The following is a 15,177-nucleotide window of genomic DNA, read 5'->3' on the forward strand; positions in this document are numbered from 1 at the left end:
ATTCACCGACGCCGCCGTCGAAATCATTGTCACCCCGGCCTTGTGCCGGGGTCCAACGGGACGCTCAGTCCCGACGGTTGTGACATTTGGCCACGTGGACCCCGGCACAAGGCCGGGGTGACGGCGGAGCCAGGGCATGAACCTTCGTATGTGGCCCCGGTATATGGCCCCGGCGGCTAGCCCACCGCCTCCACGCGCAGCATCAGGCCATTGGCGGGGCGTAGCGTCACCGTGCCGACCGGTTCGACCGGATGGGCGGGATCGAGCGCGAAGCGATAGGCGGCGAGCCAGTGCGCCAGGATCACCAGCGCCTCGACGATGGCGAAGCGCATCCCCACACAGGTGCGCGGACCCGCACCGAAGGGCAGATACTGGAAACGGTGCCGGCCCTCCGCGCGCTCGGGGGCGAAGCGATCCGGATCGAAATGGTCGGGCGCCTCCCACAGCCGGCGGTGACGGTGGATCAGCCACGGCCAGACCGACACGATGTCGCCCGGCGCGACCGCATGGTCGCCCAGCCGGTCGGCCGCCACCGCCTCGCGGTCGAAGCGCGGCGCGGGGGGATAGAGCCGTAGCGCCTCGTCCAGCACGCGGCGCAGATAGGGCAGCCGGTCGGGCAAGGTCGCGGGATCGCCGGCCAGCGCATCGAAGGCCTCCGCCCGCGCGCGCGCCTGCGCCACCGGGTCGCCCGCGAGCAGATAGACGCTCCAGGTCAGCGCATTGGCCGTCGTCTCATGCCCGGCGACATAGAAGGTCGCGGCATTGTCGATCGCCAGCATCGTCGCGCGCGTCGCCGGAAAGCGGGCATGGAGATCACGGATCATCTGACCCAGAAAATCGTCACCGCCGGTGGGGCCGCGTTCGCGCACGATGCGGGTCAGCGTGTCGCGCAGAAAGACGCGTCCCTGCTGGCCGAGCCGCACCGTGCGGCGGATGCCGATCTGCGGCAGCCCCAGGATCGCCGACAGGCGCACCGACCCGGCGGCTTCGAGCGCGTTCGAGATGTGGCGGCTGGCGGTCGCGGTCTTGAGGCGCGGATCGCCCGAGAACAGCGCATCGGCGATGATCGCCATCGTCGTGTCGGTCGCGGCGCGGGCGATGTCGATCGTGCCCGCGTCCGGCCAGCCGCCGGACGCGGCGCGCGCCGCCGCAACGATCAGCGGGGTCAGTGCGGCGACCGCACCGGGAGCAAAGGTGGGCGCGACGATGCGACGCTGGGTCCGCCACAGCTCGCCGTCGGCGCTCAGCAGCCCCTCGCCGACCAGCGGCGCGATCAGCCGCTTGACCACGCGCGGCTTGGTATAGTTGGCGGCATTGCCGAGCAGCACATGTTCGACCATGTCGGGGTGGCGGGGGATGTGGACGGTCATCCCCAGCACCTGGCGGCGGACATACCAGCCGTCGAAGGCGGCATGGCTCCACCCCATGATCGAATTGCGCGACCGTTCGCCGAAGAACGCCGCCCAGACGGGCGCGAGCCGGTCGGTTCGCGGCGGGTGGACGGGCACGAACGCGGGCGACTCCATGGCTTTGACCCTACCGCGTCGCCCCGGCTTCAGGCGAGCGGTTTCGCGAGCACGACAAAGACGAGGTCGCGGGTGCGCGGAATGCCGAAGCTCGGGTCGTCGAGCGGAAACGCGCGCATCTCGCCGGTCAGGCGATAACCGCGCCGCTCGTAATAGGCGATCAGGTCGCCGCGCTGGCGGATCACCGTCATCTCCATCACCGTCGCGCCGAACGTGTCGCGCGCCAGTGCCTCCGCCGTGGCGATCAGTTGCCGCCCGGTCCCAGCCGCCTGGTGCGCGGGATCGACGCTCAGCATCCCGAGATAGCCGATCGCGGGCGGCTCGAAGCGCACGCCGACACAGCCGATCAGCGTGCCGTTGTTCTCGGCGAGCAGCACGCGCTGGTGCGGGTCGGCGATCATGTCGGCCAGCACCTGCGGATCGGTGCGCTGGCCGTCGAGCAGGTCGGCTTCGTGCGTCCAGCCGCGCCGCGCGCTGTCGCCGCGATAGGCGCCCTCGACCAGCCGATGCAGTGCGGCGACGTCGGCGGCGGTGGCGATGCGCAGGCTGGGCGTGTCGATGGGCATGGCGCACGCTATGCCCGTATCTGGTGCCGCAGCTCAAGGACCCCGCCGCGACCCTTGTCCGCAACCGGCGGCGCGGATAGGCGGGGGCGATCATGGCCCCGCCGCCGCCCTCCGCCCCCGATGCGCCGCTGGCATCCGCCGCGCGCGCGGTCGCGCGCAATCTCGGCTGGCTGCTCGCCAGCCGCGGCGTGCTGGCGGTGCTGTCGCTCGTCTATCTGGCGGTGGCGGCACGCACGCTGGGCATCGCGGACTTCGGGCGTTTTGCGCTGATCGTCGGGGCGGGCCAGACGATCGCGGTGCTGGTCGGCTTCCAGACATGGCAGGTGATCGTGCGCTATGGCGTCGACCATCTCGCCCGCGAAGACCGGCCCGCGCTCGCTCGGCTGATGCGCGCCTGTCTGGGGCTCGACATCCTGAGCGCGGGAGTGGGCGCGGCGGTGGCGATCGGGATCGTCGCGGCGTTTGGCCCGCGCATGGGCATCACGCCCGAGTTGGCCGGGGCGACGATCGCCTTCACATTGGTGCAGCTGGTGACGATCCGTGCCACCCCGCTCGGCCTGCTGCGGCTGAAGGACCGCTTTGCACTGTCGGCGCTGGCGGACAGCGTGACGCCGGCGGTGCGCTTTGCGGGTGCGCTGGCGGCGGCAATCGCGATGCCGACGGTGACCGGCTTCCTGATCGCCTGGGCACTCGCCGAGCTGGCGACGGCCGCGGCCTATTGGCGGATCCTGGCGCGTACCGGCGACCTTGCGCTGTTCCGCCGCCCGCCGCCGACCGGACGGCTGGCGGCTGAAAATCCGGGGCTGCTGCGCTTCGTTGCCAGCACCAACCTCAACGCGACGCTGGGCCTGTCAGCCAAGCAGCTGCCGCTGCTGCTGGTCGGCGGCTATGTCGGCCCGGCCGCGGCAGGCGCGTTTCGGCTGGCGGTACAGCTGGCCAACGCGCTCGCCAAATTGTCCCAGCTGATCGCGCGCGCCGCTTTTCCCGAAGTCGTGCGGATTGCACGTGCCGCCGATCCCGCTCGGCTGTCGGCGATGCTCGGCCGCGTGTTCGCGGCATCGTCGATCGCAGCGGTCGCGATCCTCGCGCTCGTCGCGCTGGCGGGGCGGCCGGTGCTCGTCCTGGTCGGCGGGCCGGAATATGCCGGCGCCTATGTGTTGCTGCTCTGGTTGGCGGCAGCGGGGTGCGTCGACCTCGCGGTCGTGGGGTTCGAGCCAGTGCTGATGGCGGTGCATCGCGCGGGACTGGCGCTGGTGGCCCGCATGGTCGCGGTGATCGTTCAGCTTGGCCTGACCTTCGCCCTGCTGCCGCGCGCGGGGGCGTTGGGGGCGAGTATCGGTGTGTTGGCCGGATCGGTGGTCGCCGCGCTGCTGCTCGGCCTGGCGCTGCGCGGCTATGCGACGGGCGCGCGGTCGGACTGATCCGCGATCAGCCGGCGGACCAGCGCCAGGTCGGCGGGCTTGTCGACATCCACCGCCGCCGCGCCCGCGCGCGCCGCGACGATCGCCGCCTCGATGCCTGCCACCCGGCCGAGATGCGCGACCGCCTCGCCAAGCGTCAGCCGCCGGATCAGGTAGCGGAGCAGCAATCCGGGCCCGAGCCGGCGGACGATGCGCCACGGGCGCTTGCGATCGGCCTCGACCTGCTGCCACAGGCGGGTCGCCGCGACCGCGCGGGGGCTGGCGAAGTGGAACAGGTTGCATCCCGACCAGTCGCCATCGGCAAAGCGCAAATAGGTGCGCGTCGTGCCGGGCACATCGGCATCGATCGTCTCCCGTCGCGCCAGCAGGACCGCGACATCGGCGTCGGCGGGCGCGTCGGCCAGGAAATCGGTGACCCATTCGGGACGGAGCAGGGCGTGGTCGGCGGTCGTGACCAGCAGCGGCGTGCCGATCGCATCCAATGCCTCGGCGACGCTGCGGCTCGGCCCCGGTGCCGCGCGCCGCACTTCGATGCCGATCGACCGGGCGTGATCGGCAACCGCATCGCTCGACACCGACGCGATGATGCGCGCCGCGCCCGCCGCCCCGAGCGCATCGGCGACGCGCGCCAGCATCGTGCGGCCGTCGATTTCGATCATCGCCTTGTCGGAAACACCGGCATGGACCGCCAGCGGATCGGCGGTCCCGCGCGATCCGGCCAGCACCAATGCGTTGAAGCTCATCGGAACGCGGTGGTCAGCCAGACCCGCCACAGGATCCCCGGCGCGGCCAGGATCGGATGACGTTCACGAAACGGCGTGACCGGCATGAAAATGCCGGTGTGCCGCTGGATTTTCCACAGCGCATAGCGCGCGGCACCCTCAAAGGTGAAGGCGGCCTTGATCAGCCGCGCGGCGTTGAGCGGCTTGCCGGCGCGACGGCGGTCATACCATTGCTCGACCAGGGCGCGCGCTTCGGCCTCGGGCACGCGCGGAACCAGCCGCGCGCCGTCGCGGTGATAGGGGAGGCCATCCGCTTCCCACGCAAGCGTCAGCAGCCGGTCGAAATGATCGGGGGCAAAGCCGAGGATCTGGTCCTCGCGCCCCGGCTTTTCGACGCGCAGCTCGGTCTGATAGGTCTCGCGGAACAGCGCCTGCCAATAATCGCGGGTCGTGCCGTGGATCGGGCCGAGCACCGCGGCATAGCGCGCGGCGGTACGCGCCGCCGCCGCGACGGCTGCGGCGACCCGGTCGGCGACGCCAGTGTCAACCGACCAGATCAATGCCGACGGCTGGACGAAGCGCGCCCAGATCGTCGTGTCGAGCATCCGCCCGTCCGCCGCCTGGGCGAAAATGGCGAGCGGCATCGTCGCCACCTTGGCGCGGATCACGCGGTCGCCCAGCGTCACCTCATGGTAGCTGACATCGGGCCACAGCAGCCGCGAGCCGAGGCGCTGGAGGCCCGGCGATGCCGCCGATTCGCCGGTCAGGACATAGAAGTCGAGCACGCCGTCGATGTCGCCGGTACGCAGGACCGACCCATAGAACAGGACCGCCACGCCGTTCATGCGCCGCGCGATGACGCGCGCCGCCGCGCCGATCAGCGGATCGACCGGCGCATGCAGTCGGTCGCGCACGAAATCGGACAGGCCGGTCACGGCACCACGAACCAGATCGGCGCGCCCCGCCCGATCACGACATCGCCACCGGCATATTTCTCGCCGTCGAGGATGAAGCCGTCCTCGGTCGTCAATTCGATCCGGTCCGCATCGACGCGACGATAGCCGGCATCGTCCAGCCATTGCGCTTCCGATCCCGTCAGCAGCGCCGGAACGCCGGCAAGCAACCAGCGCGGCGGCGCGGCGACGGTCAGCAGCTTCAACCCCGGGCGAACGCGCCCGAACGGCTTGAGGCCGAGCGGCAGCGCCTGAAGCGTCGAGGCGAAGACCAGATAGAAGGGCATCCTGAGCGCGCCGCGATTGCCGGCGCGCACGCGCATCATTTCGCCCCGCCGCCAGGGGTTGCGGGCGGATCCGAGCAGTGTCTGGCCGATCGCCAGGATGAGCGACAGCCCCACCGCAAGTCCATTGAAAGCCCCCAGCCGATGGGTGTGCTGGGCAAGCGACGTCGCGCGGACGAACGCGCCCGCACCCAGCAGGAAACCGCGCAGCACCGGCGCATCCCGATCCGCGCGACGAACCTCCACCGGGGTGCGCGCGACGAACTGGCTGCGTTGTGCCGCAGTGATGATCGCATCGATGCCCCAGTCGAGCGGCACGCCGAGATCGAGGGCGAGCGCGTTTGTCTTGCCCGACGGCAGCAGCGCGATGCGCGGCATCCGTTCGCCGAAAATGTCGACGGCGGCGCTCATCACGTCGCGGATCGTGCCATCGCCGCCATCGACGATCAGCAGATCGACCGACTGCGCCGCGAGTTCGGCCAGCGTGTCGGCCAGCTCGGTGCGGCTCTGCGGCGCCCGGAACAACAGGTCCGGGCGGTTGGCGAGCTCGTCGCGGATACGGTTGCGGTTACGATGGCTCTTGGGATTGCTGATCAACGCGACGCGCGGCGCGGCACCTGCTGCAGGCGACCGCGGCGCGATATCGCCGGGGCGGGGCGTCGCCCGTTCATCGACCGACCGGCGCGCGAGCGGCCCGTATCCGGCAAGCGCATCGGTGGGATGGAAACTGAACACCTCGCCCAAAAACTCTATCCTTGCAGCATCGCTGTAACATCGCGGCATTACAGCGTCACAGGTCGGAATACGCCTTCGGCCGAAGCTGGCGTCCCCCGGACTGGCTAATTTAGATTGTGACGCAAAGATTACTAGTCCCTGCGCTTTTTATGACGATCGAAGGACAATTTCCTGGGATGCAGGGCTGGATATGCGCCTTTAGAATGGCGACGCCGGATCGCCCGGCCGTCGAATCGGGCGCGTCAGATCAGCCGGGGTAACGCGTGCTGATCTGTACCGTCGTGCCATTGCCCGGGACGACGAAGCGGGCCGACTTGAACGCCGGCACGCCCATGGTCGTCGGCGGGTTGTTCGAAAAGCCGAAGCCCTCCTTGACCGAAAACAGGGTGCGGTTGAACTTACGGTCGCCATTTTCATCGTGGTAGATGGCGACGGCATAGCCCGCCGGCTTGAGCCAGAAACAGGCCTCGGTCGTGCCGGCGCGCGCGGGCACACGGGCGCGGGCGAGCTTGGCGCCCTTTGCCAGGAACCTCGATCGATCGTCGGGATAGAGCGTGAAGGCGACTTCTCCCTTCGAGCTGCGGATGTTGCGCGCCGAAAGCGTCAGCTTGGCCAGCCCGGGGCCGGGATCGCCGATGCAGCCCTGCGGTTGCGCCGCGGCCGGCGGGGTCCCCGTCGCCGCCGTTGCAATCGCGATCCCGGCCAGCGCCGCCGCCAGCCCCGCCTGTGATCCGTTCATGCCCATCCGTCGTGTTCCCTCACGCATTCTTTCGTGTGCGCGTCATGCCAGCCAGCTTGTCACCGGCTCGCCGCGCGCGCGCCGCGCCATCGCCTGCCCCAGCCGGACCAGGTGGACGATCAGCGACAACAGCGTCCACGCGGCCACCGCGATGATCCCCCAGTCGGGACGACCGATCGCCAGTCCGGCCAGCAGCAACACCATATTGGGATTGCGCCGCGCGGTGACCAGCCGGAACTGGCTGTCGAATCGTTGCCATACATGGATGTGCATGCCGAAACGCACGATGAACGCGCCCTCGATCAGCCGCTGGGCGACATATCCGACCAGCATCGCCGCCATCACCGCCCAGAAGGTTGCACCGTCGAGCGGCCGGCCATAGGCCGCGCATCCCGTGGCCCAGGCCCACCACCAGAAGGGCGGGTGGACCAGGTCTACCCCATGGTCCCACGCGTTGCCGAGCGCCGATGACGTGATCGTGCAGCGCGCGAGTTTGCCGTCGACGGTGTCGAGCACCATGAAGACGAGGCCGGTGGCCAGCCCCGTCCAGAACCAGCCGTACCAGAAGGCGATGGTGGCGACGATGCACAGCACGCTGCCGATCGCGGTCACCTGATTGGGGGTCATGCCGATCCGCGCGGCGATGCGGGTGAGCACGAACGCCCATTCGGGCCACAGATATTTGGTCAGCAGGTCGGTCACGCCCTTGTACGCCCCGACATAGCTGGCACGCTCGATCATCGGGACATTGGCCGGGGTCAGCCGCTCGGCGAAAGGGCGCTCGCGCTTGCGCAGTGCCTCGTTGAGGATGCCCTGCTCGGCCTCCGCCTCGATCCGGTGCAACCCGTCGGGCAGCGCTGCGCCGGTGCGCATCGCCTGCTCCACCGACTGCGCCATTGCGCCGGCGTCGACATGCGCGAGGACCGGCACGCCGTCGCGGGTCAGCACCGTGTCAGGGCGGGCGGCGAGGTGCGCCGACCATGCCGGGTCGAAGGCAAAGTCGAGATTGGCGAGCATCACCCGGCCGGCCGTCGCGGGATCGCCCGCCAGGCCCTGTGCCACGGCGATCCGTCGCCAGCGTTCCTGGGCGGTCATGCCCCAGATCAGGGTCGGATTGGCGCCGACCGGCACGGCGACGGGCTTCGCTGCCACGGATTGCGCTGTCGTCATCTGCGTGCCGATAGCCAAATATCTGCAAAAAGCGAGGGGGCGGGCGGTCAGCCCGCGTGCAACGCCGCCATCACCGCCTGTGCCGCGCGTCGGGGGGCCTGTCCGTCGAGCGTGCCGAGCGATTCGGCGGCGAAGCGGCGTTGCGCGTCAACATATTCCCCATGGCGCGCGCCGGCGCGGTCGATCGCGGCGATCAGGTCGGCGGGATGGTCGACCACCTCGCCCGCTGTCCACATCGCATAGCTCGCGTCGCCCCGCCATTCGGCGGCCAGCGCGTTCAGGAAGACGCAGGGGCGTGGCTGCATCAGAAACTCGACGACCTGGCTCGACGTGTCGCCGAGGTAGATGTCGGCGGCGGCGGTATAGCTGCCGTCGACCGTCGCGAAGCTGCCGAGATCGACGTGGACGTCGTCGCGCCCGCGCAGCCGGTCGGCCAGCGCGTGCAGCTCGGGCACCTTCTCGACCAGGCGCTGGTGCGGCGCGAAGATCAGGTTGTAGCGCCCGTCCGCCAGGATCGCGTCGATCGTCCGGGGGCCCCAGCGCCACCAGGACGATCGATGCTTCTGCCAGTGCGGGGTGTAGAGGATCGTCGGTCGCCGCGTGCCAAAGGTGAGGCCAGCGCCGCGGCGCTGACGAAAGCTCGCCTTGACATAACCGGTCACGCGGATGCGGGCCGGGTCGACGCCGTGCGCGGCCAGCGCGTCGCGCTCCCGCTCGGCGGCGACCAGGGTCAGCCACGGCGCGCGGCGACGGCGATCGTCGCGGTTCATCATCGACCCCGCGCCGTGGAGCTGGTTGACGAAGCGCGTGCGCATCGGAAGCAGCGTCGGCAGCCACAGGCTGGTCTGCTCGGCGCTGACCACAACGGGTCGCCGCGCGAGAAGCGGGGCGAGGCGCGCGAGAAGCGGCAGCTTCGGCGGTAGCGGCGGATTGCGGCCATCGGCGTGATCGGGGCCGAGCCGGCGAAAGCCGGGGGCACGGCGAATCCGCACGCCGGGCGCGTCGAGCGCGGCCAGCCATTCGCCCAGCAGCGCCTCGTGTACCGAGGTCGCGACCCATAGCTCGATCGGCTGGCCCGGTGCCTGCGCGATCACGGCCTCGACGATCGGCCACAGATGCGGGATCAGCAGCGTTTCGCCCAGGAACAGGAACGCGATCGGGCGGCGCGTCCGTGCGTCAGGTGCAGCCATGGCCTGCGTCCCAGCGCGCGATATCCTCCGGCCGGTCGATTTCCTGCCAGCATCCCGCCGTCCGCTCGATCGCGCCGACCCGGTCGTCGCGCGCCAGCCGGTCGACGATCGCGTGGTGAAAGGCCCCGGTGCCGCCGGGCGCGCAAATCACTGAATCAAGCGCATCGGCATAATGCCGGTCGGGCGCGGGGGCGATGACGACGCCCAGCGAGCGGTGCGTCGCGGCCTGCGGCGCCAGCGTCTTGGCCACCGCACGCACCCGCCCGCCGGCCGCAGTGACGAGCATGTCGTCCAGCTCGGGCGCGGCGATCGGTTCGACGAGCAGGTCGATGCTCTCCGCGCGGGCGATCGCGTCGGCGATGACGTCGGCATCGAACACCGTGTCACCGTTCATCAGGCAGAACGGGCGGTCGACCAGGTCGCGCGCGGCCCAGACGCTGCCGATGCTGCTCGCCACCGCCCAGAACGGATTGTGGCGCAGCTCGACCGCCAGCGGCGGCGGCGATGCGGCAAGATGCGCGGCCAGTTGCTCGTGGCGATAGCCGCCGATGACGACCGCCTCGCGCACCCCGGCCTGCGCGAGCGCGGCAAGCTGGAGGTCGATGATCGCGCGCCCGCCCAGTTCGACCAGGCATTTGGGCACGCGTTCGGTCAGCGGCAGCAGTCGCGAGCCGCTGCCCGCGCTCAACAGGATGCCGCGCATCACCGCGCCTGCCAGTCGAGCTGCGGCCAGCCCCGCGCGGTCGCCAGCGCGGCGAGGGGCGGGTGCGCGTTGACCGCATAGGCCTCGTCCGCCCAGGCCAGCGTCGGCGCATCGGAAACATGGTCGGAATAAAAGCGGATATGCGCCGCGTCGCGCGCGATGCCTTCACCGGCCAGCCACGCCTCGACCATGGCGAGCTTTGCCTCGCCATAACAATTGGCACCGAGGATTTTCGGCAGGATCGCGCCGCTTGCATCCACCACGGCTTCGGTGCCGATGACGTCGACAATGCCGAGCCGGCGCGCCAGCGCCTCGACATAGAAGCGATAGGACGCCGTCGCGATCACGATCCGATAGCCGGCGCGACGATCCGCCTCGATGCGCTGGACGGCGCGCGGGTGGATGCGGCCCGGCACCATCCAGCCGGCGAAGTCGCGCGCGATATCGTCAATCGTGGCGGGTGCCAGCCGGGTGCCCAGCATCAGCCTGTGCATCCGTTCCTTAAGCCGGCCGCGCGACATCAGGCGGAGCAGATACCCCGCCGCCAGCACCATGCCCAACGGCATCAGCGCCAGTCGCCACGGCGCCCGCGCCCGCGCGGTGTGGATCAGGAACGGAGTCCAGGTCGGTATCCGCGTGATCGTGCGGTCCAGATCATAGATGGCAAGCCGGTGCATCGCGCGCCCTTACGCGCGACGCTGCCGGTGATCCAGTGCGATCAGCCCTTCAGGTCTTCGAGGAAATAGCCCCAGTTGTCCGCATTGGTCAGCGCGCGGACGTCGTTGTTGGTTGCGAGTTGGGTGCATTTGGTTTCGCCATAGCAGCGCGGCTTGTCCGCTGGCGGATTCCAGCGTTCGTCGCGCGTGCCGAGCAGCAAATGGCTCAGTTCGTGCGCGATCGTCTGAAACGCGCTGTCGCGGTCGGTCAACGTCTTGTGCAGCGCGACCCCGATATTCCATCGCCCGTCGAGCTCAAGCGTCAGCTGGGGCTGCGTCGCCGGGTCGAAATTGATGATCGGTGCAAAGCCGCCTGCACCGTTGTTGTGATAGGCCGCACCGAAGGTATCGATGTCGCGCTCGTCGAGCGGCGAACAGGTGATCGTGACCGTGCACAGGTTCATGCACGACCGGAACTTGCGCAGGACCCGCGGCATGGCGGTACGAAACGCCGCAGCGCAGGCGGTGCCGAACCACCGATCGATGTGCTGCTGCAGGTTCTTCTGCTTGTCCAGCGTCTCCATCAACTCGCCCCAGACCTGCGTCACCGTCGTCTGGTCGCTTGGCGCAAGGCCACCGAACACGATCGTCATGATTTCCATCCCCCCGGCTGGCGACTCGGATGAGCCGCTGGCCGGTAGCGTAGGTGGGTGCCGGGACCGGGGTCAACGCGACCGCACGATCACCGCGCGCGGCCGGCCCGGATCCACTCGACGCGGCGCTCCGGCGTTCAACCGGATGTGTCGAGCGGCGCGGTTGCGAGGCCGTAACCTCGCACAACGATGCGCTGGCGCAGATGCGTTGCATCGAGTGCGGCCGCAATGACCCGTGCGGCGGCCTCGGCATCGCAGCGGTGACCGCAGACGAAGATGTCCACCGCCGCATGGCCATGCTCCGGCCAGCTGTGGATCGAGATGTGCGATTCAGCAAGCAGCGCGATGCCGGTGACGCCGTGCCCGGGCCCGAAATGATGCAGCCGCAGGTCGACCAATGTCGCGCCGGCGGCCGCCGTGGCGTCGCGCAGCGCCGTCTCGATCCGCGCCGCGTCGTCGAGCCCGCTGCAGCCATCAAGGTCGAGCAGCACGTGGCGACCGTCATAGGGCGGGGGCGCGACAACGCTCATGCCAGCGCCACGTGCGGATGGCCCAGCTGCGCCATCACCTGCTCGGCGGCACGGGTGCCGTGATAATGCGCCTCCTCGAACAGCGATGCGCCGCTCAGGTCGGCATGGGCGAGGTAGAGCGGCGGATCGACGCGGAAGCCCGGCGCCGTCGTCCAGATATAGCCCGGCACGGGCCGTACCATCGCATGGCCCCAGCGCCACAGCTCGATCGCGCGGATGTCGGGCGCCAGGTCCGGGTGCATCGCCAGCAGGTCGTCGCGGACGATGCGCTTCCAGTCGTCGGCGGGCCGTTCGATCAGCAGCCGGCGGGCATTGGCGGGCGACTGGGTCGACAGCGGCAGGTACCAGGTGAGCACGCTGGGCCCGCCCGCCGAGCGCGATTGATGCGTCGCGACGACATAGCCGAGCGAGTCGCTGGTCGTCGACACATTGTCCCAGGCGATCGGCACGCCCTCCCCGCCGGGCAGCCGGTCGACGGTCACATTGGCGACCAGCCACGGCGCGTAGCTCGCCTGCCGGACGTCGCCGATTTCGGGGCAAAGCCGCGCGGCGACGAACATCGGCACGGCAAGGATGACCGTCGCCGCCTCGACGCGCGTCGTGATGTCGGTCGCCGGGTCGTAGACATCGACGCTGACTCCGCGGCCCGTGCGCTCGACGCGGTGCGCGACCACGCCGGCGGTGAAGCGGTCGCCGATCGGCTGGGCCAGCGCCCGGACCAGGCGATGGTTCCCCTCGGGCCAGGTCAGCACATTGTCGCCGGCGTCGTCGGCGGCAAAGGCGCGGCGGCCGGCGAAATAGTGAATGCCGGCCCAGGCGGAGACGTGATCGGGCTCGGTCCCGTAATCGTCGCGCATCGCATAGCGGACATGCGCGCGCAGGATCTGCGACGCAAAGCCCTGCGCCGCCAGCCAGTCGGTGAAGGTCAGGCGGTCGAGCGCGCGCAGGTCGGGATCGGCCGAGCTGTAGGCGATCGGCACCGCAAAGGCAGGGCGGCCGTCGCGTCCCGTCATCGCGGAATAGTCAGTCATCCGCGCCGCGAAGCGCGCCAGATCGTCGCTGTCCCGATCGCCGAGCCCGATGCGCGGCACCAGCCCTTCCTGCCAGCGGCCACGCCAGAACAACCGCTCCTGAAGGTCGGCGCACAGCTGGGCGGGATCATAGACGGGCAGGCCGTCACGCTCGCCCGTGATGATCCCCGAACGCGTCAGGAAATGGCGCAACGCCACCGCCTCGCGGTTGGCGAGCGGCAAATAATGCGCGCCGAGCGGGTAGGCGGTGACGGCGTTGCGCCCGGAACGCGCGTTGCCGCCGACCGCGTCCTCCAGCTCGAACAGCCGGAAGTCGTCATAGCCTGCCTCCGCAAGCGTCCAGCCCGCCGTCAGGCCGGCGACGCCGCCGCCGATGATCGCTACACCGACCTGTTTGGTGCGGCTGGGCTTCGGGAAATTGCCCCGGCGCAACAAATGACCGCGGCCGAGATCGGCACCACGCAACGCGCCGGGCGGCGGGGGCGGGGGCATCAGCGCGGCGGCGGCACCGGCACTGGCGATCGCCGCGCCACCGAGCCCCAGCACCACGCGCCGATCAACCTTCATAACGGCTCCACGCGCGATCGAACTCGCGCACCAGCACCTGGTTGTCGAGCCGGTTCACCAGCGTCGGCCGCCGCGCCATGTCGGGCGGAAAATCGAACAGCAGCCGCTCGGTCGCGGGGGTCAGGAAGCGGCCGGCGGGAAACTGCGCGCGCCCGGGAATGGGGCGGCCGGCGGCGAGGATAAAGCCCCATTCGCCGAAACTCGGCACATAGGCATGATAGCCACGCGTCGCGAAACCGGCGGCTTCCAGCGTGGTCGCGACGGTCCAATAGGCTGCGGGGGCGATCAGCGGCGACGTGCTCTGCACGACCATCATTCCGCCGGGCGCGAGCAGGCGACGCAGCTCGGCATAGAAGCTCTGGGTGTAAAGCTTGCCGATCGAATAATCGACCGGGTCGGGCAGGTCGACGATGATCGCGTCATAGCGCCCGCGCGCGCTGCGTGCCCACAGGAACGCGTCGGTATTGACGATGGCCAGCCGCGGGTCGGACAGCGATCCCCGATTGAGGCGCGCGAGCGCGGCGGTGTTGCGGAACAGGCCAGTGACCGCCCCGTCCAGGTCGACCAGCGTCACGCGCTCGACGCTGGGATGGCGGAACACTTCGCGCGCAGCCAGCCCGTCGCCGCCGCCCAGGATCAGTACCTCGCGCGGATGAGCGACCCGGCCGAGCGCGGGATGCACGAGGGCTTCGTGATAGCGATATTCGTCGCGCGCGGCGAATTGCAGGTTGCCGTTGAGGTAGAGGCGCAGATCGTCGCCCGACTGGGTCAGCACGATGCGCTGATAGCGGCTCGACCTGGCATAGATCACCGGTTCGCCATAGCCGGCTACTTCGCCGATGCGCTGCAGCCGCTCGGCCGCGACGAAGCCGGCGGCGAGGGCGACCAGGATCGCGACCGCCGTCACCTTCTCCATCGTCATCCGCGCCGCGCGCGGCAGCCATAGCAGGAGCGCGAGCGCCACCGCCGCATTGGCGAAGCCGAACAGGAATCCGGTGCGGATCATCCCCAGCTGCGGCATCAGCACCAGCGGGAACAGGATCGATGCCGCGAGCGCGCCGACATAGTCGAAGGTCAGCACGCTCGACACCGTCTCGCGAAAGTCGAAGTCGCGCAGGATGCGGATCAGCAGCGGGATCTCCAGCCCCACCAGAAAACCGATCGCCAGCACGATGCCATAGAGCACGATGCGGAAATGATCGGTCAGCGGGAACAGCATGAACAGCGCCGCCGCCGAACAGCCGCCGATCATCGCGATCAACAGCTCGACCCGTACGAACAGCCGCAACTCGCCGCGCGTGACATAGCGCGAGCACCAGCTGCCGATGCCCATCGCGAACAGATAGCTGCCGATGACGGTCGAAAACTGGGTGACGCTGTCCCCCAGCAGGTAGCTGGCGATGGTGCTGGCCAGCAGTTCGTAGATCAGCCCGCAGGTCGCGACCACGAACGCCGACACGAGCAGCGCACCGGCGGGCGCGCTGACATGCCGGACCGCCGTGGCCGGATCGGCGTCAGCCATGAATGGCGGCGGCGATGATGATCGACAGGCCGATCGCAACCGCGCCGGCAAAGATCGCCACGGCGCTGTTCTGCTTCTTCTCGATCTCGTCCCACAATTTGCCGGGCGTCAGCACGTCGAGGATGACGAAGCCAACCACGAAGACGACGATGCCGATCACTGCATAGAGCACGGTGTTGAGCACCACCGGGAGTGTCGTGACCATGTGA

At 69.6% G+C, this 15,177-nt stretch carries 16 protein-coding genes; 1 reads left to right on the forward strand and 15 read right to left on the reverse strand.

Translation table 11 applies throughout. The annotated features are described in order from the left end of the window. Nucleotides 1-176: 176 nt before the first annotated feature. Complete coding sequence (locus AX676_RS13270; protein WP_066481509.1) at nucleotides 177-1,526, reverse strand: cytochrome P450; 1,350 nt, start codon at nucleotides 1,524-1,526, stop codon at nucleotides 177-179. A 29-nt stretch (nucleotides 1,527-1,555) separates the two neighbouring features. Then, nucleotides 1,556-2,092 carry a GNAT family N-acetyltransferase gene (locus tag AX676_RS13275; RefSeq protein WP_066481512.1) on the reverse strand — a complete coding sequence of 179 codons (537 nt, stop codon included), beginning with the start codon at nucleotides 2,090-2,092 and terminating at the stop codon, nucleotides 1,556-1,558. A gap of 92 nt (nucleotides 2,093-2,184) precedes the next feature. Here AX676_RS13275 and AX676_RS13280 point away from each other — a divergent pair, with 92 nt between their 5' ends. Further along, complete coding sequence (locus tag AX676_RS13280) at nucleotides 2,185-3,513, forward strand: lipopolysaccharide biosynthesis protein (protein WP_066481513.1); 1,329 nt, start codon at nucleotides 2,185-2,187, stop codon at nucleotides 3,511-3,513. On the opposite strand, the gene AX676_RS13285 is transcribed toward AX676_RS13280, so the two are convergent. From AX676_RS13285 to AX676_RS13345, 13 genes are all read right to left on the reverse strand, one after another. Then, nucleotides 3,486-4,256 (reverse strand): NTP transferase domain-containing protein, encoded by a 771-nt coding sequence (locus tag AX676_RS13285; RefSeq protein ID WP_066481520.1) that lies wholly within the window; start codon nucleotides 4,254-4,256, stop codon nucleotides 3,486-3,488. The genes AX676_RS13280 and AX676_RS13285 overlap by 28 nt on opposite strands. Beyond that, the gene (locus AX676_RS13290; RefSeq protein ID WP_066481523.1) at nucleotides 4,253-5,170 is read right to left on the reverse strand and encodes a hypothetical protein; all 918 of its coding nucleotides are present in this window, start codon (nucleotides 5,168-5,170) and stop codon (nucleotides 4,253-4,255) included. The genes AX676_RS13285 and AX676_RS13290 overlap by 4 nt, the downstream gene beginning before the upstream one ends. Then, a complete protein-coding gene (locus AX676_RS13295) occupies nucleotides 5,167-6,207 on the reverse strand; it encodes a diacylglycerol/lipid kinase family protein (RefSeq protein ID WP_231726243.1) in 1,041 nt (346 codons plus the stop codon). Before AX676_RS13295 ends, AX676_RS13290 begins: the two co-directional genes overlap by 4 nt. A gap of 247 nt (nucleotides 6,208-6,454) precedes the next feature. Beyond that, nucleotides 6,455-6,946: a DUF2141 domain-containing protein gene (locus AX676_RS13300; protein ID WP_066773227.1), complete on the reverse strand. Its 492-nt coding sequence runs from the start codon at nucleotides 6,944-6,946 to the stop codon at nucleotides 6,455-6,457. A gap of 42 nt (nucleotides 6,947-6,988) precedes the next feature. Then, nucleotides 6,989-8,116, reverse strand: coding sequence for a CDP-alcohol phosphatidyltransferase family protein (locus tag AX676_RS13305; RefSeq protein ID WP_066481529.1), 1,128 nt, complete (start codon nucleotides 8,114-8,116; stop codon nucleotides 6,989-6,991). A 47-nt stretch (nucleotides 8,117-8,163) separates the two neighbouring features. Next, on the reverse strand, nucleotides 8,164-9,306 hold the full coding sequence (locus AX676_RS13310) for a hypothetical protein (RefSeq protein WP_066481537.1): 1,143 nt from the start codon (nucleotides 9,304-9,306) through the stop codon (nucleotides 8,164-8,166). Further along, complete coding sequence (locus AX676_RS13315; protein ID WP_066481539.1) at nucleotides 9,293-10,009, reverse strand: phosphocholine cytidylyltransferase family protein; 717 nt, start codon at nucleotides 10,007-10,009, stop codon at nucleotides 9,293-9,295. Before AX676_RS13315 ends, AX676_RS13310 begins: the two co-directional genes overlap by 14 nt. Beyond that, nucleotides 10,009-10,686 (reverse strand): HAD family hydrolase, encoded by a 678-nt coding sequence (locus AX676_RS13320; protein ID WP_066481541.1) that lies wholly within the window; start codon nucleotides 10,684-10,686, stop codon nucleotides 10,009-10,011. Before AX676_RS13320 ends, AX676_RS13315 begins: the two co-directional genes overlap by 1 nt. A gap of 41 nt (nucleotides 10,687-10,727) precedes the next feature. Continuing rightward, the gene (locus tag AX676_RS13325; RefSeq protein ID WP_197417214.1) at nucleotides 10,728-11,318 is read right to left on the reverse strand and encodes a M35 family metallo-endopeptidase; all 591 of its coding nucleotides are present in this window, start codon (nucleotides 11,316-11,318) and stop codon (nucleotides 10,728-10,730) included. 137 nt (nucleotides 11,319-11,455) lie between these two features. Then, on the reverse strand, nucleotides 11,456-11,848 hold the full coding sequence (gene speD / locus AX676_RS13330) for an adenosylmethionine decarboxylase (protein WP_066481546.1): 393 nt from the start codon (nucleotides 11,846-11,848) through the stop codon (nucleotides 11,456-11,458). Continuing rightward, nucleotides 11,845-13,446 (reverse strand): flavin monoamine oxidase family protein, encoded by a 1,602-nt coding sequence (locus tag AX676_RS13335; RefSeq protein ID WP_066481553.1) that lies wholly within the window; start codon nucleotides 13,444-13,446, stop codon nucleotides 11,845-11,847. The genes speD and AX676_RS13335 overlap by 4 nt, the downstream gene beginning before the upstream one ends. After that, nucleotides 13,436-14,968, reverse strand: coding sequence for a polyamine aminopropyltransferase (locus AX676_RS13340; protein ID WP_066481554.1), 1,533 nt, complete (start codon nucleotides 14,966-14,968; stop codon nucleotides 13,436-13,438). The genes AX676_RS13335 and AX676_RS13340 overlap by 11 nt, the downstream gene beginning before the upstream one ends. Then, nucleotides 14,961-15,173 carry a DUF350 domain-containing protein gene (locus tag AX676_RS13345; protein ID WP_066481555.1) on the reverse strand — a complete coding sequence of 71 codons (213 nt, stop codon included), beginning with the start codon at nucleotides 15,171-15,173 and terminating at the stop codon, nucleotides 14,961-14,963. The genes AX676_RS13340 and AX676_RS13345 overlap by 8 nt, the downstream gene beginning before the upstream one ends. Nucleotides 15,174-15,177: the final 4 nt, after the last annotated feature.

This window comes from Sphingomonas sp. CCH21-G11 (genome assembly GCF_001555965.1).
GTDB lineage: Bacteria > Pseudomonadota > Alphaproteobacteria > Sphingomonadales > Sphingomonadaceae > Sphingomonas.